Origin of the sequence: Enterobacter cloacae complex sp. P17RS (genome assembly GCF_014895885.1) — a bacterium.
GTDB classification, from domain to species: domain Bacteria; phylum Pseudomonadota; class Gammaproteobacteria; order Enterobacterales; family Enterobacteriaceae; genus Enterobacter; species Enterobacter bugandensis.
Window position 1 is genome coordinate 76987 of the sequence record NZ_JADBQK010000007.1, and the last position, 25541, is coordinate 102527.

The window sequence follows — 25541 nt, forward strand, 5'->3', positions numbered from 1 at the left end:
CAGGCGACAACAGGTTATCTGTAAGGTTATTACGGGTTCACGAAGGTGTTTTTCACACGCGTTGAACGTTTGAAATAGGGCACCAGTAGCGCCGCAGCCAGTAACGGGAAAAGCAGCTGGCGGACAGCAAGCGCGTCAGACACGGGCGAGAAAGCAAACGCTTTAACCGCCAGCAGGACCGAGACCAGCAGCCAGATAATGTAGTGCTTAGGCACACTCTTGCGGCGCTTAAAGAAGGCGATAGTCAGCCACAGGGTGTAGTACCACATCCCAATCGCGAAAACGAACGACACAAACCACATCGCTATATTCAGCACGCTTTGCGACATCAGGGTCTGAATAGCGTGAGGGGTAATCAATGCGGTGGTATAAAGCAGCAGCGCAAGCGATGCGCTTAATAAGGCAACCAGCAGCCATGCCAGTGGGGCGATTAACCAGCCTCCGATGCGTTCTCCAGGCGTTGCGGTCATGAACTCTCCCATTATCTGCGCGAAATGTTGTACAGCCAGTTTGCAGGGCGGAGAGTATATAACATTTCGCGCGGATGGCTACTTTCTTATAAAACGTAACGCCATACGGACTTCGGCACCTCGCCGACGTTGAACAAGCGTCCGCCGGAGACCAGCTCCGCACGGCGATGGTCAGCGGCGCGATACATATTGATGATGTCCTGATTATCCGACAGGGTGTAGTTCAGATGGTCAAACAGTTTTTCCAGGCTCTCAAGCGAATTGATCTTGCGAAATTTTAATAAATAGTCCTGAACTGTCATATTAATAATTTTCCATATAAAAGTGAGTAATACCAGTTAAGGTAATTCGGTCGAATAATAAACGGATTAATACAGACGTAAACAGCCCACTCAGATAACGCGACGAAATTAGGAGTTTTCTTTGCTGAAATTCAGGCACCGAAGGTGATGCCTGGAAGAGAAGGTTAACCGCGTTCACCAGGGCTGGCAATACGAAACTGACACATTATGTCACTCTTTAAAGCAGCAACCGGTTACTTAGGATGGGTGACGGCAGCAGGCTCCGGCGGCTGGTAGTTATCAATATGGCTGGCTACGCCGAGCAAAATGACCGAAACCCCAAGAACAATCCATCCCGCTAATTCAATGATTCGATTAATAATTGATGCCATGATTCACTGTTGTAATTTATCCATAAATACAGGTCGCAAATGTTACAGCGCTGTTTCTCTGACGGCAAGCGCTTTGGGAACGATTCCCTTAAACAAAATCAGAAGGTTAATACTATGTAACAAAAATAGCCGGTACAGCCTGCTATTTTAAGCGCCATGGCTCATTATTAATGAGGGCAATGCCAGAAAGGCCAGTATGAAATAAGAAACGCAAAAAGAGGACAACACGATGAGTGATAACATCCGCGTCGGGCTTATAGGCTACGGGTACGCGAGCAAAACGTTTCATGCGCCTCTGATAGCCGGAACGCCGGGAATGGCGCTGGCGGCGGTATCCAGCAGCGACGCCGCCAAAGTCCACGCTGACTGGCCCGCAGTGCCGGTTGTCTCCGAGCCTAAACACCTTTTCAACGATCCGAATATCGATTTAATTGTTATTCCCACCCCGAACGACACGCATTTCCCGCTGGCGAAAGCCGCGCTGGAAGCCGGGAAGCACGTCGTTGTTGACAAACCCTTTACCGTGACGTTGTCACAGGCGCGTGAGCTGGAGGTGCTGGCAAAAAGCCTGGGCAGAGTGCTGTCCGTTTTCCATAACCGCCGCTGGGACAGCGACTTCCTGACGGTTAAAACGCTTCTCGGGGAAGGCACGTTAGGAGAGATCGTTTTTTTTGAATCACACTTTGACCGCTTCCGTCCGCAGGTGAGAAACCGCTGGCGCGAGCAGGCCGGTCCGGGCAGCGGCATCTGGTACGATTTAGCCCCGCATCTGCTGGACCAGGCCGTGAATCTGTTTGGGCTGCCGGTGAGCATGACGGTCGATCTGGCCCAGCTCAGGCCCGGGGCGCAGACCACCGATTACTTCCACGCGGTGTTGAGTTACCCGCAGCGGCGGATTGTGCTGCACGGCACGATGGTCGCGGCCGCGGAATCTGCCCGCTATATCATCCACGGCACGCGCGGGAGCTACGTGAAGTTTGGCCTCGATCCGCAGGAAGATCGCCTCAAAAACGGTGAACGTCTGCCGCAGGAAGACTGGGGCTATGATATGCGCGACGGCGTCGTGACACGGACGGAAGGTGCGGAGTTGGTTGAGGAAACCCTGTTAACGATCCCGGGTAACTATCCGGCTTATTATGCTGCCATCCGCGATGCGCTGAACGGAACGGGGGAGAACCCGGTTCCGGCCAGCCAGGCGATACAGATTATGGAGCTGATTGAGCTGGGGATTGAATCTGCCAAACATCGCGCCACGCTCTGTCTGGCATAAGTTTTAAATGCTTTTGTATGCCGGGTAAGGCGTAGAAGCCACCCGGCAAAAGGGTTTACGCGGTTGCCACCTTATCCCGCAGCGCCTGCTTCTCTGCAGGCGTAAGGAAGGCGATCTCCAGCCCGTTGATCTGCGCCTGGCGGATCTGCTCGCGGCTCAGGCCCGCCTGCGGTGCGGCGATGTTGTACTCGTGGATGATATCCACGCCCTGAACCGCCGGGTCGTCCGTGTTCAGCGAGGCCAGCACGCCGTGCTCAAGGAACGTTTTCAGCGGGTGCTGCGCCAGCGTTGCCACGGTGCTGGTCTGAATGTTGGACGTCAGGCACGACTCAATGCCGATGCGCTGCTCCGCCAGGAAATCCATCAGGGCGCGGTCTTCTACCGCCTTCACGCCGTGGCCGATACGCTCGGCGCCCAGCTCGCGGATGGCCTGCCAGATGCTTTCCGGGCCCGCTGCTTCACCCGCATGGACGGTAATGTGCCAGCCGGCATCGCGCGCGCGGTTGAAGTGGGAGAGGAACAGGCTGCCGGGGAAGCCCAGTTCGTCGCCGGCGAGGTCGACGGCGGTGATGGCATCGCGGTGCGCCAGCAGCGCTTCCAGCTCCTGCAGGCAGGCGGCTTCGCCGAACGTACGGCTCATGATGCCGATCAGGCGGGCCTGAACGTCGAACGTTTTACACCCTTCGCGGACGCCTTCAATGACGGCTTCCACCACGCCTGCAACGGGCAGGTTGTGGGTCATCGCCATATAGCCCGGCGAGAAGCGCAGCTCGACGTAGTGCAGGCCGTTGCGGGCGGCGTCTTCAATGTTTTCAAACGCCACGCGGCGGCAGGCATCCAGCGAGGCCAGCATCTTCACGCCCCAGTCGAGTTTGCTCAGGAAGCTGACCAGGTCTGGTTCATTGGAGGTAACCTGTACGTGTGGGATCAACGACTCAAGCGTCTGAGCGGGAAGCGTTAAGTTGAACTGGCGGCCAAGATCGAGGATGGTTTGGGCACGAATGTTACCGTCAAGGTGACGATGAATATCAGTTAAGGGCAGGCGTGTATCAATCATGGTCGCACTCTTTTCGGGTTAAAGTGCGCCATATTATAAAAACAAAACGGGGTAAAAAGCTATTTGCGCAAGGGAATATTCCGTTGCGCAAACAAATTACAGGAGCGTGTTGATCCCGGCGATGAGGCGCTGAACCCCTTGTTCCAGCTTGCTGCGTGGGCAGCCGGCGTTAAGGCGCACGAAGCCGTTACCCTCGTTTCCGTACGTGTATCCCGGCATGATGGCGACTTTTTGCTGCGCGATCAGCACTTTTTGCAGTGCCCTGTCGTCAATGTTCAGCGGGCGCAGGTCAATCCAGGCCAGATAGGTTGCTTCCGGCGGCTGCCAGTTCAGTTTCGGAAAAGCACTGTTTAATTCCTGTGCGATATACAACAGATTCTCTTCCAGATAACGACGCAAGGCATCAAGCCACGGCTCTCCCTGCTGATAGGCGGCGATATGGGCCGTCAGCGCCAGCACGGAAGGGGAAGAGAGCCCATCCCGTCCTTTTAGCGCGCTGAGATAGCCGTTACGGCTCTCTTCATCGCCGATCAGGCCGTATGCGCCTGTTAGTGCCGGAATATTAAAGCTTTTCGAGCCGGAGGTGAGAAGCGCCCATTTGCCGCGCGCTACCGCATTCCACGGGGTGTGGCGATGCGCCCCCCAGACCATGTCCATATGAATTTCATCGCTGATAACCGCCACGTCATAGCGCTCACAGAGTTCCGCCATCTGCGTCAATTCATCCCGCGTCCAGACCTTGCCGGTCGGGTTCTGCGGGCTGCACAGCAGCAGAATTTTGTTTTCCGGTTTCGCCAGGGCCGCTTCAAGCGCCGCCATATTGCCCTGCCAGCCAGCCGCCTGCTTTTCCATCTCAACGGCCACTACCTGACGCGCATTGCCTCCAATGGCGTTGTAAAACGCATCGTACGCCGGGGTGTGAACCACCACGCCGTCACCGGGCTTTGACCAGAGGCGGATCAGCTCTGACACCATGTAGATGACGGAAGGGCCATAAACGATGGTTTCTTTATCAATGCGGCTGTTAAAGCGCTGCCGAAACCAGTGCTCAACAGCGGCAAGAAACTCGTCGTTTTTCCAGCGGCTGTAGCCCAGCACGCCGTGGTTGATGCGCTGATGCAGCGCGTCGGTAATGCAGGGGGCGGTGGCGAAGTCCATATCCGAGATGGTGAAGGGCAGCAAATCCGCCGCGCCAAAGCGGTCGGCGACGTAGTCCCACTGCGTACACCAGGTGCCGTGACGATCCACGACGGTAGAAAAATCAAACATGATGTTAATCCTTAAAGTAAAACCCCCTCATGAGAGGGGGTTGAGGCATCAGGCTTCTACTGTTCGCATCAGGGTTGCCAGCTCATCTTTCACCGACTGAACCTGCGGGCCGATAACCACCTGCAAATTGTGCTGATTTAACTGTACCACGCCGATGGCCCGGTTGGCTTTCAGGGCGTTGGTATCTACTTTTGACATATCCGCCACCGACAGACGCAGGCGGGTGATGCAGTTATCCAGCGAGGTAATGTTATCCGCACCGCCCAGCGCAGCCAGAATGGCAGGGGTATTATACCCGGATTTGCCCACGGTACCGGCCACCGCCTGCTCAACGCTGGTGGCGGTATCGGTATCGCGGCCCGGCGTTTTCAGGTTAAAGCGGGTGATGGCGAAGCGGAAGATACCGTAGTACACCGCGAACCAGATAGCCGCCACGACCGGCACCAGATACCACTTGGTTGACAGGCCGTGCAGGATCCCGAACACCACGAAGTCAATCACGTTGCCGTCGGTGTTGCCGATGGTGACGCCCAGCACCGCCATCACGGTAAAGCCCAGGCCGGTCAGCAGCGCGTGGATGAGATAAAGCACCGGCGCAACAAACAGGAACAGGAATTCGATAGGCTCGGTGGTACCGCCCACGACGCAGGCAATCACGCCGGAGATCAGCAGCCCTTTAATTTTATGTCGGTTTTCCGGGCGCGCGCAGTGGTACATCGCCAGCGCGGCACCCGGCAGGCCGCCGAGGAAGGCCGGCATTTTACCCTGAGACAGGAAGCGGGTGGCGCTTTCAGAGAAGCCGTGGGTAGTCGGACAGCTCAGCTGCGCCTGGAAGATGGTCAGCGCACCGCTCACGTCGTGACCGCACACCTCCATGGTACCGCCCGCTTCGGTGAAGCGAATCAGGGCCACCAGGATATGCTGCAGGCCGAACGGCAGCAGCAGACGCTCGCCGGTGCCGAAGATCATCGGACCAAAATCTCCCGCGCCGTTGATGATGCGGCCAATGCCGTTGATGCCCATCGCAAAGACCGGCCAGATCAGCGGAATGATCAGGCCGAACAGACCCATGACCACCAGGGTGACAATCGGCACGAAGCGGGTACCGCCGAAGAAGGCCAGGGCATCCGGCAGGCGGATATTGTGGAAGCGCTCGTGCAGCATCCAGATAATGACCCCGGCGATCACCGCTCCGAGGATCCCGGTATCAATAGACTGAATACCAATCACGCTCTGAATGTTGTTGGCCTTCAGCACGGCAGCATCGGTCGTCGGCAGAATGCCTTTCGCGGTCAGCCAGAAGTTAACCGCCAGGTTTATCACGGCGTAACCCACAAACCCGGCAAAGGCCGCGACGCCTTTATTCTCGCGGGCCAGGCCCAGCGGGATGGCGATGCAGAACATCACGGGCAGGAAGCTAAACGCGAAGGAGCCGACCTTACTCATCCAGATAAAGATCGCCTGCAGCACGGGAGTACCGAGGAACGGGATCAGCGTGATGACGTCTTTACTGCTCAGCGAACTGCCGATCCCGAGCATGATCCCGCAGAACGAGAGGAGCGCCACGGGCAGCATAAAGGTTTTACCCAGTTGCTGGAAAAACTCCCACAGCGATATTTTTTGTGCTGTTTTCGCCGTCATAAAACGACTCCTTTATTGTTAAAATCAGTTTGCCTGCTTCAATGCTGCGAGAAGATAAAACGTTTTATCAAAGTTTAGTGCGCGCTAAATCACATTCTCAGGCTTTGACTGGTAGTATAAAGATAACGTATTGATAAAACGTTTTACCGATCTCATTTCAGGGAGTCACGCTGACACATGGCTGTAGCGAAAAAAGTCACCATCAACGATGTCGCGCTGGCGGCGGGGGTTTCCGTCAGCACCGTTTCTCTCGTGCTCAGTGGTAAAGGGCGCATCTCGCCCGCAACCGGCCAGAGGGTGAACGAGGCGGTTGAACAGCTGGGCTTTGTGCGTAACCGTCAGGCGTCGGCGCTGCGCGGCGGGCAAAGCGGGGTGATTGGCCTGATTGTCCGCGACCTGACGTCACCTTTCTATGCGGAGCTGACCGCCGGGTTAACCGAAGCGCTGGAAGCGCAGGGGCGGATGGTCTTTCTGTTGCACGGCGGGCGCGAGGCCGGGCAGCTTCTCTCCCGTCTCGATATGCTGCTGACCCAGGGGGTTGACGGAGTGATCGTCGCCGGGGCGTCGGGCGTGGGTAGCGAACTGTGCGAGCGCGCCGCCGAAAAAGGCGTGCCGCTGGTATTCGCCTCGCGCGCCAGCTATCTGGACGAGGCCGATACGCTGCGCCCGGATAACATGCAGGCCGCGCAAATGTTGACCGAACATCTCATTCGCCGTGGGCATCAGCGCATTGCCTGGCTGGGAGGGAAAAGCTCCTCCCTGACGCGCGCCGAGCGGGTCGGCGGCTACTGCGCGACGCTGATTAAATACGGCCTGCCGTTCCACAGCGAATGGGTCGTGGAGTGTGAATCCAGCCAGAAGAAAGCGGCGGAAGCGATAGGCGCGCTGCTGCGAAGCAATCCGACGATCAGCGCCGTGATTTGCTACAACGATGTGATTGCCATGGGTGCCTGGTTTGGCCTGATCCGCGCCGGGCGTCAGAGCGGCGAGGGCGGGGTGGAAACCTTCTTCGGCCATCAGGTGGCGTTAGGGGCGTTCGCCGACGTTGGTGAAAACGCGCTGGATGACCTGCCGATAGTCTGGGCTACCACCCCTGCGCGGGAGATGGGCTACACGCTGGCAGACAGAATTATGCAGCGCATCGACAACACGGATGTCCAGTCCGGGCACCAGATTGTGGCGGCGCGGCTGGTGACGGTGAAATAATTCAGCTCTGCTGCGTAAGCGGGTTGAGCGTCAGATGTGTCTCCAGGGCTTCTACAAATTTTCGTACTTTTGCCGGGATCAGCCGGGAGGTCGGGTAAACCGCCCAAATGGCCAGCGATTCCGGCTGAGCATCTTCCAGGACGATCCGCACGATTTTCCCCTCAGCAATGGCAGGCTCTACGTACCAGCGAGATAAATTTGCGATGCCGAGTCCCCCCAGGCAGGCCTCGAAAATCGCCTCAATAGAGTTAGCCGAGAATCGGCCTGACACCTTTTGTTTGTAGCGCTGTTCACCCTTTTCAAATGACCAGTGTGTCGTATCTGAGGTGGTCAGGCAGCTATGTCCAGCCAGATCGTTAAGCAATTTCGGTGAACCGTACGCGGCGAGATACTCCGCGCTGGCGCAAAGCTCGCGGGGGTTATCACAGATGCGGTGTGCGACTAACCGGTTATCGCGCAGCGGTGCAATGCGTAACGCCACGTCTATGCCTTTCCCGACAATATCAATTTGCTCATCGGTTGCCAGCAGGTCGACCTGCAGGGCAGGATGTTGCTGCATAAACAGCGGCAACATCGGTGCAACGATCTTGCGTCCAAACGCCGCTGAGGCGGTAATGCGAAGGCGTCCGGACAGGTGCGTACCATCAGGAAACAGATCGGCCAGCGCGTTATTTTTATCTTCCAGCAACGCCTGCGCATGCGGCAAAAAAACGTCACCATCGCTGGTGGGTGAAAGGGATCGCGTGGTGCGATGCACCAGCCTGACCCCCAGCTCAGCCTCAAGATTGTTAAGAGAGCGTGACGCCGCCATGGCGCTCATTGAGAGCCGACGCGCGGCGCCCGCCAGGCTACCCGCCTTAATCGCTTCGACAAACACTTCAACGTCTTCCAGTTTCATTATATCGATTTTCGTTATTCTGACTTATCAAAGTACATATCTACAGTATTTATCGTTACGCTGCCATAGTCTCTTCACAACCTGAAAAATATCAATCTGGAGTGAAGATGAAAAAGTTGAAAACGGTTCTGGCATTCAGCAGCCTGTTGCTGGTAAGTGCCGCCTGGGCTGACGCACCTGCACAGGTGAAGCAGCAGGTCCCTGGCTATTATCGTCTGGCGGTAGGGGAATATGAGGTCACGGCGCTGTTCGACGGCTATAACGACCTTTCGCCGTCATTACTCCACGGTCTTTCAGAGGACAAGGTTCGTAAACTGCTGGCTCAGCATAAAATCGATGCCGAACGCATGCCGACCGCTTTTAACGCTTTCCTGGTTAATACCGGTAAACATCTGGTCATGATTGACAGCGGAGCGGGGCACTGCGTGCCGGAAACGGCCGGCCAATTGGTTAACAATATGAAAGCATCAGGCTATCGTCCCGAGCAGGTTGATACCATTTTCCTGACTCACCTGCATCTTGACCACGTGTGTGGCCTGAGCGATGCGAACGGTAAAGCGTTGTTCCCCAATGCCACCGTCTATGTACCGCAGGGGGAGGCCGACTACTGGCTTGATCCTGCAAAAGAAGCGAGCGCGCCGGCTAATGCGAAAGAGTATTTCGCTATCGCCCGAAAAGCACTGTCTGAGTATAAAGCCTCCGGACATCTTAAAACCTTCGTTCCGCCAGCTTCGCCGATCCCGGAAGTCCAGACGGCCTATGCCGTTGGCCATACGCCCGGCAGTACCGTTTATCGCTTTGCGTCGCAGGGGACGGCTATTAACTTCATTGGGGATCTGATTCATGCGCCAGCCGTCCAGTTCCCGCATCCTGAAGTGTCTATTCGCTTTGATGTCGATTCGAAAAAAGCCATCTCGTCCCGGGCGCAGGAATTTAACGCCCTGGCGAAAGACGGCGAGTGGATGGCCGCTGCGCATCTGCCTTTCCCCGGTATTGGGCATATCACCGCCTGGCAGCAGGGCTATAGCTGGAACCCTGTAAATTACGGTCCTTATCAACGTGCGGCCAACGTGCCTCTGCTGAAATAAAGTAAGGTTATGAATATGAAAAGTTACACCGTAACGGCAAACGGCATTCGCCAGTTTGTGGTTGAAGAGGGTGAAGGCGCGCCGGTTATTCTTCTGCACGGTTTTCCTGAAACAAACTATGCCTGGCGCTACCAGATACCTGTATTGTCCCGGCACTACCGCGTCATCGCGCCGGATTTGCGAGGATATGGCGAAACGGATAAACCGGCTTCTGGCTATGATAAACGGAACATGGCCCGGGATATCCGGGAGCTAATGCGTGCGCTGGGGTTACAGAAGGTGGTGCTGGTGGGGCACGATCGCGGGGCGCGCGTCGCGACGCGGTTCGCAAAAGATTACCCTGAGCTGGTGGATCGTCTGGTGGTCATGGATAACGTGCCAACGCGTATCGTGGCGCGCGATTTGAATGCGTCCATCGCCCGCGCATACTGGTTCTTCCTGTTCCATCTTGTGCCCGATCTGCCGGAAGCGCTGATTGCAGGACGTGAAAATATCTGGCTGCGCCACTTTTTCTCGGACTGGACCTACGATCCGTCAACCATCAGCGGCGAGGCGTTTGACACCTATGTTCGCGCGTATCAGGCGCCCGGAGCCGTGCGAGGCGCGATGGCTGACTATCGCGCCAACGCGGAAGACGTGGCGCAGGATCTTGCCGACGCTGACGTGAAAATCGCCTGTCCGGTAATGTCGCTGTGGGGCAATGATTTTCACGCGGTCGGCAAGCTCTTCGATATGCAAAGCGTCTGGGCTGAAATGGCGGATAACCTGCGGGCGCAGGGTATCGAAGAGTGCGGCCATCTTCCTCAGGAGGAACAGCCTGAGAAAGTTAACGCCTTGCTGCTGGATTTCCTGGAGGGATGGAAAGGATAAGGGCAATAAAAAACCCCTCTTGCGAGGGGTTTTGACGTTTACTGCTGCGGTGCCGCCGGTACGGCTGGCGCTGCGGGTTCAGCCGGTTCCGGCATTCCCAGCGTCGGCATACCAAACATGCCAACAAACTCTTCCAGCGGCATTTTGTCGCCGTTCAGCGTTACCTGGCCGTTGGCATATTGCAGGCTGGTGGAAATGGTGTTGTCTTCCACTTTGGTGATGCGGAACATCTGACCCATCGCCGCCAGACCTTTCACCTGCTGGTTCGCCAGCTTGCCGGCATCTTCATCGCCGTAGCCTTCCAGCTTCGCAATCTGGGTCATAAACTCGGTCGCCATATCCATCGGGATGGTCAGCTTGCTGTCGAGCGACTTCACGCTGCGATCCACTTCCTGAGCCAGCGTCTGCGGTTCACCCGTGGCGGCTGCAGGATCTTTCAGGAACAGCGACAGGTTAAAGCTGGTTTCGCCTTTGCTGTTTTTCCAGCTCAGCGGCGCAACGGTGACCACCGGCTGGCCTTTCAGCAGGATTGGCAGGTTATTGAACAGCACCGCCATCGCCTGCTGCTGGTACACTTCCGGGTTCTGCTGCAGCGCGGCGTCGGTCAGCAGCGCCTGGCTCTCTTTGCTGTATTTCTGGCTAAATTCGTGCCATGCCTGGCCGTCGATATTGCCGATCTTCAGCGACAGCTTGCCGGTGCCCAAATCCTGATTCTGCACTTTCAGGCTCTTCAGCGTGTAATCCAGCTGGGTATTGATGCTTTTACCGTCTTTGGATACGTCGGATTGACCGTTAACGTCCATGCCTTCCAGCACGGCCATGTCTTTTCCTTCAATTGCGATAGCAATCTTATCCACGGAGAGCTTCTGATCGCCGATACGCTCTTTAAAGTCGGTCATACGGCTGTTGCCGTCGGCTTTCAGGTTGTTGAAGGTGAGCTGAACTTTTTGGTTATATTCGTTCACGGCGTTGACCAGGCCGCTTTCCGCTTCACCCGTCATGGAGAAGACGTTGCCGTCCCGATCCGCATCAAGTTTGAAATGGCCGCCGCTGAAGGCGACTTTTTCGTTCTCTTTCTCGTAGTTCAGCGGTTTCAGCGCGATATCAGAGCTGGTATCACCGGAGTAGCTAATACGGGTGTTAATGTCGAAAGGTGATTCATTCTTCGCCAGGTCAAACAGCGGTTTAGTGACGTCGTTATTCACCAGTACGGTATGAACGGACGCCATGGACGGGATCAGGTTAAACGACTTTAGCTGCGCCAGCGGCAGCGGACCGTGGCTTACCACTTCATCCAGCACCACGCTCTGTCCCGGCTTCAGCCAGCCGTTTGCCGCACCGGCCACCGGCTTCACCACCAGCTGCATGCGGCTGGTGAACACGCCGCGCTGATAGTTCTGGTAGCTCAGCTCCAGACCCGCCTCCGGCGCGCTGCGCTTAATTTCTCCGTTAGCCTGCGCCACCATCTCAGCCAGACGGCCTTCCAGCTGTTTCCCGGTAAACCAGGAGGCACCCGTCCAGACCACGCCTAACGCTACAATCACTCCAACCGCTACGACCGATTTTTTCATTGCGACTATCCCTAAAATGAAACCAGGCGGTAAAAACCGCCCGGAGATATTAAGCCTTCAACTAGCTTAGCAAGAGTTGTTAAAAAATTCAGTAAGTGCTTAAAGCTTATTAAAAACGCGCGCCAGGCGACCGGTGCCGCTCACGCTGACCGGGGACTCATTGGCTGCAACGAATGCTGACTCGCCAGGCTGGAGAACCAGACGCTGCTCGCCTTTGCGCAGCGTTGCTTCGCCCTCGACGCAGAACAGGATCGCCGCGCTTTCCTGTGCGATTGTCGTTTCCGTCTGATTGAGGTCATGCAGGGAGAACGCAAAATCCTCAACCGGAATCGGGAAGTCCAGCTCTGCACCGTTTTTCACCGGCTGAGTCAGCAGCTCCGCAGCAGGCTTCGCCACAAACTTCACGTTGGCAACCAGCTCAGGGATGTCGATATATTTCGGCGTCAGGCCCGCGCGCAACACGTTGTCAGAGTTGGCCATCACCTCCAGCGCTACGCCCTGCAGGTAGGCGTGCGGGGTTTCCGCGAACAGGAACATCGCTTCGCCCGGGTTCAGCTTCACCACGTTCAGCAGCAGAGGGGAGAACAGGCCGCTGTCGTCAGGGTAAAACTCGGAAATCAGGCGGATGGTCTCCCACGGTTCCCCTTGCTGGCTGTTCAGGGCCGCTTTCAGCACCGCCAGAGCGTGAGATTTCTCTTCACCCTGCATATTCAGCAGGCTGGCAAACAGCTGGCTGAGCGCGTCCGCGTTTGGGTTTTCGAGGAAGTGGGCAATAGCCTTGTTGGCACCCGCGACCGGCTGCAGCAGGGAGATAATCTCTGAAAACTCGCGGAAGGCGTTCATCGCCAGGAACGGCGTCAGCGCGAACACCAGCTCCGGCTTGTGGTTTGGATCTTTGTAGTTACGCTCGGCGGCGTCCAGCGGGATGCCCGCCGCGTTCTCTTTGGCAAAGCCGATTTCAGACGCTTTCTTGTTCGGGTGAACCTGGATGGAGAGCGGCTGGTCGGCGCACAGCACCTTAAACAGGAACGGCAGTTCGCCAAAGCGCTGAGCCACCTTGTCGCCCAGCAGTGCGGCTTTATCGGCATCAATCACGTCACGCAGGCTGCGTACCTGGCCGCTGGCGTCTTCAATTTTTGAGCTGCTCTTCGGGTGCGCCCCCATCCATAGTTCCGCCATCGGCAGGTTGTTCGGGTTCGCGATACCGTAGAGATCCGTTAACGCAGTTTTACTTCCCCAGGCGTAGTTTTGCACTGAGTTAATGAGTTTTTGCATTATCAAGCCCTGATTCAAATGTGGAATTAACTCCGGGTATTAAAGCAATAAACTACGTGGAAGTAACCTGTGGATGTAAAAAGTCGTACTAGTCTCAGTTTTTGTTAAAAAATTGTGTAGGATAAGCTGACTCGCTTTTAAGCCGGGCAGCGGAACATCTGCCCTGAATAAACAGACCGAAGCAGTAAGTGAGAGAACAATGTCGAATAAACCCTTCCATTATCAGGATCCTTTCCCCCTCAGTAAGGATCAGACCGAGTATTACCTGTTAACCCGCGATCACGTCTCCGTCTCTGAGTTTGAAGGACAAGAGATCCTCAAGGTGGATCCGCAGGCGCTGACGCTGCTGGCGCAGCACGCTTTCCACGATGCCTCCTTTATGCTCCGCCCCGCGCATCAGCAGCAGGTTGCCGATATTCTGAGCGACCCGGAAGCCAGCGAAAACGACAAGTACGTTGCCCTGCAGTTCCTGCGTAACTCCGATATCGCGGCGAAAGGCATTCTGCCAACGTGCCAGGATACCGGCACGGCGATCATCGTCGGTAAAAAAGGCCAGCGCGTCTGGACCGGCGGCGGTGACGAAGCGGCGCTGGCTCACGGCGTCTACAACACCTACACCGAAGACAACCTGCGCTACTCGCAAAACGCGGCGCTGGATATGTACAAAGAGGTCAATACCGGCACTAACCTGCCTGCACAGATTGACCTCTACAGCGTCGACGGTGACGAGTACAAATTCCTCTGTATCGCCAAAGGCGGCGGTTCAGCCAACAAAACCTATCTCTACCAGGAAACCAAAGCGCTGCTCACTCCGGGCAAGCTGAAAAATTACCTGGTTGAGAAGATGCGTACCCTCGGCACCGCGGCGTGCCCGCCGTACCATATCGCCTTCGTGATTGGCGGAACCTCAGCTGAAAGCACGCTGAAAACCGTCAAGCTGGCCTCAACCAAATACTACGACGGCCTGCCTACTGAAGGTAACGAACACGGTCAGGCGTTCCGCGACGTGCAGCTTGAACAGGAGCTGCTGGAAGAAGCGCGTAACCTGGGCCTCGGGGCGCAGTTTGGCGGCAAATACTTCGCCCACGACGTGCGCGTGATCCGTCTTCCGCGCCACGGTGCCTCCTGTCCGGTCGGGATGGGCGTTTCCTGCTCTGCGGATCGCAACATCAAGGCCAAGATCAACCGCGAAGGCGTGTGGATCGAAAAGCTGGAAAATAACCCGGGCAAATACATCCCGGAAGCGCTGCGTAAAGCGGGTGAGGGTGAAGCGGTTCGCGTTGACCTGAACCGTCCGATGAAAGAGATTCTGGCGCAGCTTTCTCAGTATCCGGTCTCGACCCGTCTCTCCCTGAACGGCACGATCATCGTGGGCCGCGACATTGCGCACGCGAAGCTGAAGGAGCGTCTGGACAACGGCGAAGGGCTGCCGCAGTACATTAAAGATCACCCGATCTACTACGCGGGCCCGGCGAAAACGCCTGAAGGCTATGCCTCCGGCTCGTTAGGCCCAACCACGGCAGGGCGTATGGACTCGTACGTCGATCAGCTGCAGGCCAACGGCGGTAGCATGATCATGCTCGCTAAAGGCAACCGCAGCCAGCAGGTGACGGACGCGTGCCACAAGCACGGCGGCTTCTACCTTGGCAGCATTGGCGGCCCGGCGGCGGTACTGGCGCAGGGCAGCATCAAGAGCCTGGAGTGCGTGGAATACCCGGAGCTGGGTATGGAAGCGATCTGGAAAATCGAAGTGGAAGACTTCCCGGCGTTTATCCTGGTGGATGACAAAGGCAACGACTTCTTCAAGCAGATCCAGTCGTCCCAGTGTTCGGCGTGCGTGAAGTAAATTGAAAAAAACGGGTGGCGCCGCCGCCACCCGACATCAAAAAGAGCGCACAAAGCGCCATACCGTTTCTCAGAAGTCATCAATACTTATCCCTTAAGCATGTGAGCAATCCCTCTTTTGTTATCAAGGAGAAAGTAATGACCACGGTACGCCATGAGAAAGACTCGATGGGCGCCATCGACGTCCCGGCCGACAAGCTATGGGGCGCGCAAACCCAGCGTTCGCTGGAACACTTCCGTATTTCGACCGAAAAAATGCCCGTCTCGCTGATTCAGGCGCTGGCGCTGACCAAACGCGCCGCCGCGAAAGTGAACCAGGATTTGGGCCTGCTGGACGCCGATAAAGCCACCGCCATTATCAACGCCGCAGACGAAGTGCTGGCGGGCAAGCATCCTGACGAATTTCCCCTCGCTATCTGGCAGACCGGTTCCGGTACCCAGAGCAACATGAACATGAACGAAGTGCTGGCGAACCGGGCGAGCGAGCTGCTGGGCGGCGTGCGCGGCATGGAACGTAAGGTCCACCCGAACGATGACGTCAACAAAAGCCAGAGCTCTAACGACGTTTTCCCGACGGCGATGCACGTGGCGGCGGTAATCGCCATTCGCGAGCAGCTTATCCCGCAGCTCAACGTGCTCAAATCCACGCTTAACGAGAAAGCGCAGGCCTTCCGCGACATCGTCAAGATTGGCCGTACGCACCTTCAGGACGCCACGCCTTTGACGCTCGGCCAGGAGATTTCCGGCTGGGTGGCGATGCTGGAACACAACCTGAAGCATATCGAGAACAGCCTGCCGCACCTGGCGGAGCTGGCGCTCGGTGGGACGGCGGTCGGTACCGGGTTAAACACCCATCCAGAATACGCGGTGCGCGTGGCGGAGGAGCTTGCTGCCATCACCGGACAGCCGTTCGTCACGGCGCCCAATAAGTTCGAAGCGCTGGCGACCTGCGATGCGCTGGTCCACACCCACGGCGCGCTGAAGGGGCTGGCGGCCTCGCTGATGAAAATTGCTAACGATGTGCGCTGGCTGGCCTCGGGCCCGCGCTGCGGCATCGGTGAAATCAGCATCCCGGAAAACGAGCCGGGCAGCTCCATCATGCCGGGTAAAGTGAACCCGACCCAGTGCGAAGCCATGACCATGCTTTGCTGCCAAGTGATGGGCAACGACGTGGCCGTCAACATGGGCGGTGCGTCCGGCAACTTCGAGCTGAACGTCTATCGCCCGATGGTGATCCACAACGTGCTGCAATCTGTTCGTCTGCTGGCGGACGGGATGGAGAGCTTTAACGAGCATTGCGCGGTGGGGATTGAGCCCAATCGCGAACGCATCAGCCAGCTGCTCAATGAATCTCTGATGCTGGTCACCGCGCTCAATACCCATATTGGCTACGACAAGGCCGCCGAGATCGCCAAAAAAGCGCATAAAGAGGGGCTGACGCTGAAAGCCTCCGCCCTGGCGCTGGGCTATCTCACGGAGGCGGAGTTTGACGCCTGGGTTCGCCCGGAAGCGATGGTCGGTAGCGTGAAATAATCATCCCGCCACGTACAGGTGCAGCCGAGGAATAATCAGCTGTAGCGGCTGCGCCTGAGGTCTGTAACGGTGCTGAACATTGTCAGCATCGTAATTCAGCAGTTCCCCGATATCGGGTACCACCGCGCCCTGATCGGCATCGTAAAGCGCAATCAGCGGCGTCGGGCAGGCATATTGCACCTGCTTTTGCTGACCGGAATACCAGACGCGAGCGATAGGCTGCACCTTCACCGGGCGCTTTATCTTCAGGCGCGCATCCACCGGCAGCGAGGCGATGCTGTGGTACTCCTGCTCCAGGCGCTCAATCCACTGCTCCCGCGACCACGGCGCGACGGTGCGCGGCGTCTTCAGGCTTTTTTCCAGCTGGGCCAGAATCTCATCCCGGGTGAAGTTTTTAATGATGTGCTTATTCGCCCAGCCGAAGCGCAGCGTAGCGGGGTGACGCAGTACCGTCAGCGTTCGATAGGCATTCAGGGTAATCAGCCCCGGAAGCTGGCGGTGCACCCACTCAAACCGCGCGGCAGGCGCGAGGCCGGACTCTTCGGTGATGATCTTTTCAAAGGCCGCTTTCAGGGTGTTGATATGCGCAATCTGGCTTTCCAGCGCTTCGCGCGATGTCGCATCGGTTTGCAGGCAGATGACCCCCGGCAGGCGCACGGCGGCCTTGCTGCTGCGGTTTTCTGACTGCTGCTGGATAAACAGGCGACGATAGTGTTTTAGCGCCAGCTCAAGGGCCGCGCTGCCGATGTGCTGTTCGACCTCGATGGTGTCCAGCGGATCGTGCTCGGCTCCCTTAGCCACTTCCGGCAGGGTAAAGACGCGCGCGGCCAGCAGGCGACAGGCCTGCAAACGCTCGGTCAGGGTCAGGAGTTCGTGTTCTATTTCCCGAAACGTGCCGTTAAGCCGTTCGATGAGATCGTAGTTCGCCATAAACACTCTCATTAGTTACAACATACTTATCATATAGCACAGCACGCCGGGTCAGGCCAGCGTGCGTTTGAGGTCAGGCAGGGACGGGAAGGGCGATGTTATGGTACACCGGCCAGCTAAAGCAGAAGCGCGCGCCGCCGAGCTCGCTCTCCTCGCAATGCACCGTGCCGCCCATCGCCTGCGCGATAGAGTAGACAATCGCCAACCCCAGGCCGCATCCGCCGGTGGCGCGATCGCGGCTGGGATCGAGGCGGACAAACGGTTCAAACACGGTCTCTCGCGCTTCCGGGGCAATTCCCGGTCCGTCGTCCTCCACCGTCAGGCTGGCCCGGTTGCCCTGCAAATCCAGGCCAATCTGGAGCGTACTTTCGCTGTAGCGCATGGCGTTGTTCATCAGGTTGTCCAGCACGCGCTCCATCAGGCGCATATCGAGCGCGCCGTAGTCACCCGGCGTGACGCGCGTCAACAGCGTGCGCTGCGGGTTTACGCTCTGAACGTCATCAATGTGGGTTTGCAGCCAGGCGGGCAGATCCGGCGTGGTGAGGTTCAGCTCGTTTTGCGGGCGGTCGAGACGCGCGTAGGTCAGCAGCTCCTCAATCAGCGCTTCAAGCTGGCCAATGTCGCGGTTAAGCGCCTGATTCTCTGCCTCGGTCAGATTCTCGCTCATCTCCAGACGGTAGCGCAGGCGAACCAGCGGCGTGCGCAGCTCGTGCGCAATTCCGTCGATCAGCTGCTTCTTACTGGCGATCAGGGCGTTGATGTTATCGGCCATCTGGTTAAAGGCCACGCCCAGACGCTCAAAGCTGGAACCGCTGTCGAAGTGAATGCGTTCGGTAAAATGCCCCTCACCAAAACGCTGCGCGGCGGATTCCAGCTTCAGCATGTCCTGCCAGTGGGGCCGCATCCAGATAAAGACCGGAAATGCGAGCGAAATGGCGATAAAGGCCATCAGCGCCATGTCCAGCAGGCGCATCTGGTGCAGATAATAGAGATAGGGCACCGGCCCGACGGCCAGCACGTAATGGCTGCGCGGAATGCGCTGGATAAAGGTGTATTTCTCATCCAGCGCGACGATGTCCCCGTCGCGCAGACGCTGCATGGCGGGCGGGTCCAGATCGAAATCTTTTAACGGCTCAATGCGTAAATCGAATGACAGATTGAGATCCAGCTCTTTCAGGGTTTTCGCCCAGTCGTGTGGCGGGATCTCTCTCAGCTCGCTGCGCATCAGATACAGCGAGCTTTTCATCAGATCGTCCAGCGACTGCCGGCCCGCACGTTCGGCGGTGAATTTATAAACCAGGCCGACCAGCATGGTCATCACCAGGAAGCAGACAAACAGTAAAAGATAAAACTGCACAAACAGCTTTTTCATTAAATATCACCGGGACATCAAGTAATTAACTACTTTGTTTTTACCTTCAGGGGCACTATAGGGGCATTTGCATATCCGCCAAAGCGCTGATTCAAAAATGGTACATGATCGCTATCGAGAACATTTATCCTCGCAGAGTATACATGGAAGACCATCTCTGCATTCTCATCACCCATCTGATTCGCTATAAAAGCAGGATTAGCACCTGCCGACAACATCCAGCACGCGTATGTATGACGCAGCTGATAGGGGCGTCTGCGGCGAATGCCCGATCGTTTTATCGTTCGGTAGGCCTGTCTTCTCTTTGAGTTTTGAAGCAATTTCTCGGCTGAACAAGCTTGATCATATTATTAATACCGAAACGAAAGAGGTTAGTCATTGCGCCAGCAAAATGGGCCGGTGGGAAGCTGGTGGTAGGAAACAATTTCTTCATGTGGCTCGTGAGTGGATGATGAGCGAAGTTCAGATTTATTTGCCAGGCTTCAAATAAGTATTCACAGAGAGCCACTTTCACAACGGCTCCCAGATAAAATTACTTCCTGTAAAGGTCGCCTTGACCGGACCTTGCTCTTCCCCAGATTTCATCATCTGAGAGTGTAGTTTCTATGAGTTCAATCGGTGCGCCATTGTCATTAATCATGGCAACAAAGAAACCGTCAATGGGCTCATAGGGACCAAGAATGACTTCTTCATCTTCGATAGCTCTTAGCAGGTTGTCCACTTTGAAGGCGACGTGAGGCACAGTTTTTATCAGATTGTGGAGTGGAGAACTATCTTTAAATCTATGCCACTGCACACGAAACTGACCTGGGTTATCAACTGTATACATCCCGGCTTTTTCGCTGTATGCACCTTCAAAAACGCCATCCTGTAACGGGATGCCGAAGTGATGAAAAGTATACTTTACATTTGATTTCATTCTTATCTCGCTAACTAATTAATGACAATGTAATTGAGCATAGGATGTAACTACTGTGGGCAATGTACTAAATATAAACAACTAAAGAATACCATATATGAAATTCTTCCAACACGAGCGCATTTTTAAGTGGATTTAAAAGGGATATCCCTACAGCGGATAAATCACCTGCTATTCCCTTGAGTGGATAAATAGACGTTCATGACTTACATCGACAGATGCATTAAACCTGCAAGGAAATCGATTTAGCTGCTGGTAATTTTGAAATGATCAATCTGATGCGAGCGTTTGTTTCTGAAGGTATTGAATTTTTTACAAACTTATGCAGCAAGCGGTTTGGTTCAGTTTGTACGGGGGCATTACTCCTGGCGCTCACCGGAAAGCTAAATGGAAAAAGAGTGACCACGCATTGGGCATGTGCGAAAACCCTTCCGCCAGGCATCCCCAAATAATCGTAGAGGCAGATGCGTTGTAACGAGCCGTGAATAGCTTTGCGAACGGGAGAGAAGCTATAGCCTTTCCAGTAAATTGCAGGTTTTCTGCACACTAAACTGCACAAACAGCTTTTTCATTGGATCTCACCGAAAAAACGCTATGTGCAGAATATACATGAAAACCCTTCGGGTTTTTCACGTCTGTCGAGCGTGTTATATGGCTTTCGCGCTGTTTTTTACCTTGGCGATGAATTTTTCCGTTACGGCCAGTCCTTCCGCAATGTGCGTATCAATCACATCCGCCCCGTATTCGCTGATGAGATCCAGCAGTATTTCGTAAGACTGGATGAGTTCCAGCAGGTCAAAGAGCGCTTTTTGATCGGTGCGTGAGGGGGAGGTGTGGTTAAGGGTTACCTGATTAACAATCCACTCAAGATTGGTTTTTATCGCTTCTACCTGACCGTAGCTATACATAATTCATGGGCTTAAATCCTCATTTCAAGATTTTTGGGAGCGATGTCGTGAAAGCTTCACGGCGAAAATGAGTAAAACGATCGCAAGTGCGGGATGAGCTGAAGAAAGGAGAGTCGAGAAGCTAATTATGGAATAGTTTGCGTGCTTAGCAAGTTAAATGTTGCGCAAACGTAAAAATAAATGCGCGAAAGGAGGGCGTTTTCGCGCAATGCCTTCAATTCGCGCAGATTATCCTATCCGACGATCAGGTTTCCCAGGCGTGTGGGGCAAACAGATAACCCTTGTTACGCACGGTTTTAATGCGGTAGGGCTCGGTGGCGTTATCCTGCAGTTTTTTGCGTAATCGCGAAATCGCCACGTCAACGCTGCGATCCATACCGTCATAGCTCACGCCACGGAGGTTTTTCAGCAGCGCGTCGCGGTCCATGATTTGCCCGGCATGCGTGGCCAGCTCCCACAACAGGTCAAAGTCTGCGGTAGAAAGGGCGATAAGCTCGCCGGAAAGCAGGACCTGGCGGTTAACCGGGTCAATAGACAGCGTACCGAAGCGCAACGCTTTGTGCGGCGTCAGGGACGGCGCGGGCGCTTCGCGTTCGATGCTGGCGTGCTGGCGCAAATGCAGGCGCAGGCGGGCCAGCAGGACGGCAGGCGGTGTGGTTTTCAGAATGTAATCATTGGCGCCCATCTCCAGCGACAGAATATGGTTCATATCGCTGTCCAGTGAGGTGAGCAGAACGATAGGGCCCTCCCAGCGGGCGCGCAGGTCCCGGCAGAGCGTCATGCCGTCTTTGCCTGGCAGCATGATGTCCAGCAGCACTAAATCCGGGTTTTCACGGACGACCACCTCTTCGGCACGATCGCCGCGAGGCTCGACAATGACGTCCATATCATGTTTACCCAGATAGGCGGCGATCAATTGCCCGACTTCGGGTTCGTCTTCAACATATACAATCTTATTCATACAGCGTCTGTTTTCGTGAAAAAAGCCAAAATACACCGCGGAACCTTAACCTTCCATTAATCTTTCAAAATTAACGCCGCTTCCGTTATTCTGACGTTTCTTGTTATTTGATTGTTATAGGAAAAAATATGGGGCTGGTGATCAAAGCCGCGCTGGGGGCGCTGGTGGTGTTACTGATTGGCATTCTGGCAAAAACCAAAAACTACTATATTGCCGGGCTTATCCCGCTGTTCCCGACCTTTGCGCTGATTGCCCACTATATTGTGGCCTCTGAGCGGGGTACGGAAGCGCTACGCACGACCATCGTGTTTGGCATGTGGTCAATCATACCGTACTTTCTCTACCTGCTTTCCCTGTGGTATTTCACCGGTTTTCTGCGGCTCCCCCTGGCGCTGGGCGGGGCAGTGGTCTGCTGGGGGCTCAGCGCCTGGGTGTTAATCTTCTTCTGGAGCCGCTTTCACTAGCGCAGCGGGCGGCCGCCGTCCACGGCAAAGGTTCTGCCGGTGACGTAGCAGCTGGTGAGCAGATAATCTACAAGGTCGATCACCTCTTTCTCGCCGGGCGCTATTTTCATGAGCGACTTATTCAGCGCCTGCTGGCGATACTCCGCATCATCGTGTTCGTTAAACAAAATCATCGCCGGGGCGATGGCGTTCACCTTCACCTCAGGCGCGAGCTTGCGGGCAAAGGAGCGGGTCATGTTATCCAGCGCGGCTTTGCTGGCCGCGTAGGCGATATGCTTGTCGCTGCCGCGCTCCACCACATAATCGGTAAAGTGAATAATGTCGCCCGCCGCATGCCCGTGGCCGCGCAGCAGATCCTGCAGCGCGTGGTTAAGCAGATAAGGAGCGTTAACGTGGATCTGCAGCATGGCGGAGAGCGTATCGCTGAGGGACGTGCCGGGCTTCTCGGCACACCATGCGCTGGCGTTATGGATCACGGCACGCAACCCCGTCGCGGTGGATTTAACCTGTTCGGCAAAGGCCAGAATGCCTTCGTCGGTGGAAAAATCAGCCTGAATGCAGATCGCTCCGGCTTTGCGCAGCCCCTCAATCGACGGGTATTCCGTACGGTAGCTGACAATAACCGGATGCCGAAGGTTGAGAAAGTGATGGGCGAGGGCGAGGCCGATACGGCGGCCTCCACCGGTGATCAGTATTGGGCGAAGCGGTGCATTTCCCATCGTATTCTCCTTTACAGTTCAACAATGGGAAAGACAGTGCTATCCCATTAACATCCAGGTTGCCGGTACGGCAGCAACCAGTAACAGCCCGATTAAGGCCATTTCACGGCGTTTCAGCGCGTTCTCCAGCTGATGCGTGCGACGAGCATAGATAAACACCAGCAGACCCGGCGCATACAGCACAACCGACAGCAGCAGATGCATCGGCCCGGAAGCATACAACAACCACAGGCCGTAAATACAGGCCCCTACGCCCACAACATAGTGCGCCGGACGCGTGGCGATTTTTAACAAATACGCACCCACTAAGAAATAGGGTACCAGAATCATCTCCGAGGCGATGGTCAGCAGGGTGTTATAGTCTGAACCTGTGAGCCAGATCAGCACCAGACAGACCTGAACGCTGATGTTGGTCAGCCAGAGTGAGGCTGATGGCGCATTATTTTGGTTTTGACGAGCAAACAGGCGTGGAAACGCCTTGTGCGTCGCGGCCAGGAACGGCACTTCAGCCGCCATGATGGTCCAGCTCAAATAAGCGCCGCAGACGGAGACGATCAGCCCTGCGGCAATCACCACGTCGCCCCACGGGCCGAGCATTTTCACCATCAGGCCTGCCATGGACGGGTTACGCATTTCGGCCAGTTCAGGACGCGCCACCACGCCCAGCGAAAGCAGGGTCACCAGCAGATACACGCCCAGCGCCGCCAGGACGGCCAGCAGCGTGGCGCGGCCCACATCGCGCTTATTGCGCGCGCGGGCAGAAACCACGACGGCACCCTCAACGCCGATAAATACCCACAGGGTAATCAGCATCGTGTTTTTCACCTGCTCCCAGACCGGAACGCCCAGCGCAATGCCGCTGAAATCAAGCGAAAACACGTCGAGACGGAACGCAATGAAGGCCAGCACGATAAACAGGCCAAGCGGCACCAGCTTCGCCAGCGTCGCCACCAGGTTGATGCTGGCGGCGGTCTGGACACCGCGCAAAATCAGCCAGTGAACAATCCACAGCAGCACCGAGGCGCCGACGATAGACTGCCAGGTATTACCGTCGCCAAACAGGCGCAGCTCAGGGGTATCGGTAAAGAAACTGAGCGCCGAGAAGACAATCACCAGATAAGAGACGTTGGCGATGACCGCGCACAGCCAGTAGCCCCAGGCGGAACAGAAGCCGATCAGCTCGCCGAAACCTTCACGTGCATAGGTGAAAATGCCGCCGTCCAGATCCGGGCGAATGCGCGTCAGCAACAGCATGGCAAACGCCAGCAGCAATATCCCGACACCGGTAATGCCCCAGCCAATGAGCAGGGCGGCAGGGCTTGCGACGGCCGCCATGTTCTGCGGTAAACTGAATACGCCCGCGCCCAGCATTGAGCTCAATACAAGTGCAGTTAAAGCACTCAGGCCAAGTTTCTTTTCCATTGGCTTCCTGTTATGAAAAGTCCCAATCCAGAATAATTATTTCGCTAAGGCGCATAAAAATGGTGGATCACACTAAGGCGCGGGATTTTACGGAGTGTAACGAAAGCATGCAATGATGTGTGGCAGATTTTCAAAAAAAGTAACAAAAAAAGGCGGCCTTGCGCCGCCTTTCGTCAACGGTTTTGTTACTTGTACAGATCGGCGCTGATGGTCACGTTGTTACCACGTTCCTGCCACTGGCGTGTGATGTGGTAATACTTCGCCCCTTTCTTCGCCGCACGCTTCGCGACCTGATAAGAGACTTCCGTCATATTGCCGTAGTTGCCGGTAAACTTGATGCTGTCGAACGGCACCATCTGCGCGGCAGTGGCTTTGTTCAGCTCTTCAATTTTGGTGCCGTCCGGCAGCGTCACGGAGTAACGGCCACCTTTCGTGGACTGCGTTTCAAAGAAACGGCCCACTTCAGCGCTTGGCGCCGCAGAGGTCGCGACGCCCGGAATTTCAACTTTCTTCGCTTCTTCGCCGCCTTTGGCTATCGCCGCGCGACCCGCTTCAGAATCCGCAGGGATGGCATCCGGGCTCTGCAGAACGCGTTTTTTCGCATCTTCTTTGTAGATGAATGCGGTAATGCGCTGGTTGCCGCCCTGGTTAGCATCTACCTGACGCACGATATAGAAAGAGTAGGCACCTTTCTCTTTCGCGGCTTTGGTGATGGCATCGTTCACTTCTGGCTGGCTGCGATAGAAGCCCTGAACGGTAACGGTGTCGTAAGGTTCCAGCTCAATGGCCTGGTCTTTCGGCAGCTCAACGATACCGTTGATCACGCGGTTTTTCGGCGCGTCAGCCTTTGGTGCATTATCTTTATACAGCGCAATGGTCACGCGCTGGTTACCGCTGTTGCCGTAATCGGACTGGTCAACTACGTAAAACGAGGCCGCCCCGTTTTTATCCGCGGCTTTTGATGCGGCGGCGACGGCATCGCCAATAGAATTATAACGACCCACAATGACCGTATGGTCAAAAGGTTTTAACGCTGCCGCTTGCTCTGGCGTTAACTCTGTTGCGGCATTCGCAGACAGGGCGGTCGCACAGAGAAGTGCGGACGCCAGGAGTGTGTTCTTAAGCTTCATAAAAATAATCCTTCGCCTTGCGCAAACCATGTACTGGTATTGTTGTTTAT

At 55.8% G+C, this 25541-nt stretch carries 25 protein-coding genes and 2 pseudogenes; 9 read left to right on the plus strand and 18 right to left on the minus strand.

What is annotated here, in order from left to right; all coding sequences use genetic code 11:
- Positions 1-29 precede the first annotated feature (29 nt).
- The 3 genes from IM265_RS07975 to blr form a co-directional block, all read right to left on the minus strand.
- Positions 30-470 carry a DUF2569 domain-containing protein gene (locus IM265_RS07975; protein ID WP_025758365.1) on the minus strand — a complete coding sequence of 147 codons (441 nt, stop codon included), beginning with the start codon at positions 468-470 and terminating at the stop codon, positions 30-32.
- A gap of 86 nt (positions 471-556) precedes the next feature.
- Positions 557-772, minus strand: coding sequence for a transcription modulator YdgT (gene ydgT, locus IM265_RS07980; protein WP_013096896.1), 216 nt, complete (start codon positions 770-772; stop codon positions 557-559).
- Between the two features lie 233 nt (positions 773-1005).
- On the minus strand, positions 1006-1131 hold the full coding sequence (blr, locus tag IM265_RS07985) for a division septum protein Blr (protein WP_168733269.1): 126 nt from the start codon (positions 1129-1131) through the stop codon (positions 1006-1008).
- Positions 1132-1372: 241 nt separating this feature from the next.
- On the opposite strand from blr, the gene IM265_RS07990 reads away from it, so the two are divergent.
- Entirely contained in the window at positions 1373-2413 is a 1041-nt protein-coding gene (locus IM265_RS07990; protein ID WP_193031249.1) for an oxidoreductase, read from the plus strand.
- Positions 2414-2468: 55 nt separating this feature from the next.
- Here the strand turns inward: IM265_RS07990 and add are convergent, their stop codons facing one another.
- The 3 genes from add to malX all read right to left on the minus strand — a co-directional run bounded on the left by add (position 2469) and on the right by malX (position 6380).
- Positions 2469-3470, minus strand: coding sequence for an adenosine deaminase (gene add / locus IM265_RS07995; protein WP_047368418.1), 1002 nt, complete (start codon positions 3468-3470; stop codon positions 2469-2471).
- 96 nt (positions 3471-3566) lie between these two features.
- Entirely contained in the window at positions 3567-4739 is a 1173-nt protein-coding gene (locus IM265_RS08000) for a MalY/PatB family protein (RefSeq protein ID WP_150143601.1), read from the minus strand.
- A 48-nt stretch (positions 4740-4787) separates the two neighbouring features.
- On the minus strand, positions 4788-6380 hold the full coding sequence (gene malX, locus IM265_RS08005) for a maltose/glucose-specific PTS transporter subunit IIBC (protein ID WP_193031251.1): 1593 nt from the start codon (positions 6378-6380) through the stop codon (positions 4788-4790).
- A 177-nt stretch (positions 6381-6557) separates the two neighbouring features.
- Between malX and IM265_RS08010 the strand changes: the two genes are divergently transcribed.
- Positions 6558-7586, plus strand: coding sequence for a Mal regulon transcriptional regulator MalI (locus tag IM265_RS08010; RefSeq protein WP_028012924.1), 1029 nt, complete (start codon positions 6558-6560; stop codon positions 7584-7586).
- 1 nt (position 7587) lies between these two features.
- Here the strand turns inward: IM265_RS08010 and IM265_RS08015 are convergent, their stop codons facing one another.
- Positions 7588-8484 (minus strand): LysR family transcriptional regulator, encoded by an 897-nt coding sequence (locus IM265_RS08015; RefSeq protein WP_193031253.1) that lies wholly within the window; start codon positions 8482-8484, stop codon positions 7588-7590.
- Positions 8485-8591: 107 nt separating this feature from the next.
- Here IM265_RS08015 and IM265_RS08020 point away from each other — a divergent pair, with 107 nt between their 5' ends.
- Positions 8592-9572, plus strand: a complete 981-nt coding sequence (locus tag IM265_RS08020; protein ID WP_049138872.1) for an MBL fold metallo-hydrolase — start codon at positions 8592-8594, stop codon at positions 9570-9572.
- A gap of 15 nt (positions 9573-9587) precedes the next feature.
- Positions 9588-10442, plus strand: coding sequence for an alpha/beta fold hydrolase (locus tag IM265_RS08025; RefSeq protein ID WP_193031255.1), 855 nt, complete (start codon positions 9588-9590; stop codon positions 10440-10442).
- Positions 10443-10480: 38 nt separating this feature from the next.
- On the opposite strand, the gene IM265_RS08030 is transcribed toward IM265_RS08025, so the two are convergent.
- A complete protein-coding gene (locus tag IM265_RS08030) occupies positions 10481-12013 on the minus strand; it encodes a YdgA family protein (RefSeq protein WP_193031257.1) in 1533 nt (510 codons plus the stop codon).
- Positions 12014-12112: 99 nt separating this feature from the next.
- A complete protein-coding gene (gene manA, locus IM265_RS08035) occupies positions 12113-13288 on the minus strand; it encodes a mannose-6-phosphate isomerase (protein ID WP_028012929.1) in 1176 nt (391 codons plus the stop codon).
- Positions 13289-13487: 199 nt separating this feature from the next.
- Here manA and fumA point away from each other — a divergent pair, with 199 nt between their 5' ends.
- Positions 13488-15134 (plus strand): class I fumarate hydratase FumA, encoded by a 1647-nt coding sequence (fumA, locus tag IM265_RS08040; RefSeq protein WP_028012930.1) that lies wholly within the window; start codon positions 13488-13490, stop codon positions 15132-15134.
- Between the two features lie 137 nt (positions 15135-15271).
- On the plus strand, positions 15272-16666 hold the full coding sequence (fumC, locus tag IM265_RS08045) for a class II fumarate hydratase (protein ID WP_182080255.1): 1395 nt from the start codon (positions 15272-15274) through the stop codon (positions 16664-16666).
- On the opposite strand, the gene tus is transcribed toward fumC, so the two are convergent.
- The 3 genes from tus to IM265_RS08060 form a co-directional block, all read right to left on the minus strand.
- Positions 16667-17596: a DNA replication terminus site-binding protein gene (gene tus / locus IM265_RS08050; RefSeq protein ID WP_041910300.1), complete on the minus strand. Its 930-nt coding sequence runs from the start codon at positions 17594-17596 to the stop codon at positions 16667-16669.
- A 73-nt stretch (positions 17597-17669) separates the two neighbouring features.
- Positions 17670-18968, minus strand: a complete 1299-nt coding sequence (gene rstB / locus IM265_RS08055) for a two-component system sensor histidine kinase RstB (RefSeq protein WP_028012933.1) — start codon at positions 18966-18968, stop codon at positions 17670-17672.
- Positions 18969-18997: 29 nt separating this feature from the next.
- On the minus strand, positions 18998-19288 hold the full coding sequence (locus IM265_RS08060) for a tyrosine-type recombinase/integrase (protein ID WP_088205348.1): 291 nt from the start codon (positions 19286-19288) through the stop codon (positions 18998-19000).
- Here IM265_RS08060 and IM265_RS08065 point away from each other — a divergent pair.
- Positions 19282-19458: pseudogene (locus IM265_RS08065) on the plus strand (KilA-N domain-containing protein); the annotation flags it as partial. The gene IM265_RS08060 and the pseudogene IM265_RS08065 overlap by 7 nt on opposite strands.
- Before the next feature lie 42 nt (positions 19459-19500).
- Here the strand turns inward: IM265_RS08065 and IM265_RS08070 are convergent.
- Positions 19501-19887 carry a hypothetical protein gene (locus tag IM265_RS08070; RefSeq protein WP_045261479.1) on the minus strand — a complete coding sequence of 129 codons (387 nt, stop codon included), beginning with the start codon at positions 19885-19887 and terminating at the stop codon, positions 19501-19503.
- Positions 19888-20213: 326 nt separating this feature from the next.
- Between IM265_RS08070 and IM265_RS08075 the strand changes: the two are divergent.
- A pseudogene (locus IM265_RS08075) lies at positions 20214-20359 on the plus strand (AraC family transcriptional regulator); the annotation flags it as partial.
- Between the two features lie 175 nt (positions 20360-20534).
- On the opposite strand, the gene IM265_RS08080 reads toward IM265_RS08075, so the two are convergent.
- Both IM265_RS08080 and rstA read right to left on the minus strand, forming a co-directional pair.
- On the minus strand, positions 20535-20795 hold the full coding sequence (locus IM265_RS08080; RefSeq protein ID WP_182035643.1) for a hypothetical protein: 261 nt from the start codon (positions 20793-20795) through the stop codon (positions 20535-20537).
- 244 nt (positions 20796-21039) lie between these two features.
- Positions 21040-21756 (minus strand): two-component system response regulator RstA, encoded by a 717-nt coding sequence (rstA, locus tag IM265_RS08085; RefSeq protein WP_193031259.1) that lies wholly within the window; start codon positions 21754-21756, stop codon positions 21040-21042.
- 128 nt (positions 21757-21884) lie between these two features.
- Here rstA and IM265_RS08090 point away from each other — a divergent pair, with 128 nt between their 5' ends.
- The gene (locus tag IM265_RS08090) at positions 21885-22220 is read left to right on the plus strand and encodes a GlpM family protein (RefSeq protein WP_014883596.1); all 336 of its coding nucleotides are present in this window, start codon (positions 21885-21887) and stop codon (positions 22218-22220) included.
- Here IM265_RS08090 and folM read toward each other — a convergent pair.
- The 3 genes from folM to ydgH form a co-directional block, all read right to left on the minus strand.
- Positions 22217-22939, minus strand: coding sequence for a dihydromonapterin reductase (folM, locus tag IM265_RS08095; protein WP_041910292.1), 723 nt, complete (start codon positions 22937-22939; stop codon positions 22217-22219). The two genes, IM265_RS08090 and folM, sit on opposite strands and share 4 nt — an antisense overlap.
- 39 nt (positions 22940-22978) lie before the next feature.
- Positions 22979-24361, minus strand: a complete 1383-nt coding sequence (locus tag IM265_RS08100; protein ID WP_028012940.1) for an amino acid permease — start codon at positions 24359-24361, stop codon at positions 22979-22981.
- Between the two features lie 185 nt (positions 24362-24546).
- Positions 24547-25491, minus strand: a complete 945-nt coding sequence (gene ydgH, locus IM265_RS08105) for a DUF1471 family protein YdgH (protein WP_028012941.1) — start codon at positions 25489-25491, stop codon at positions 24547-24549.
- Positions 25492-25541: the final 50 nt, after the last annotated feature.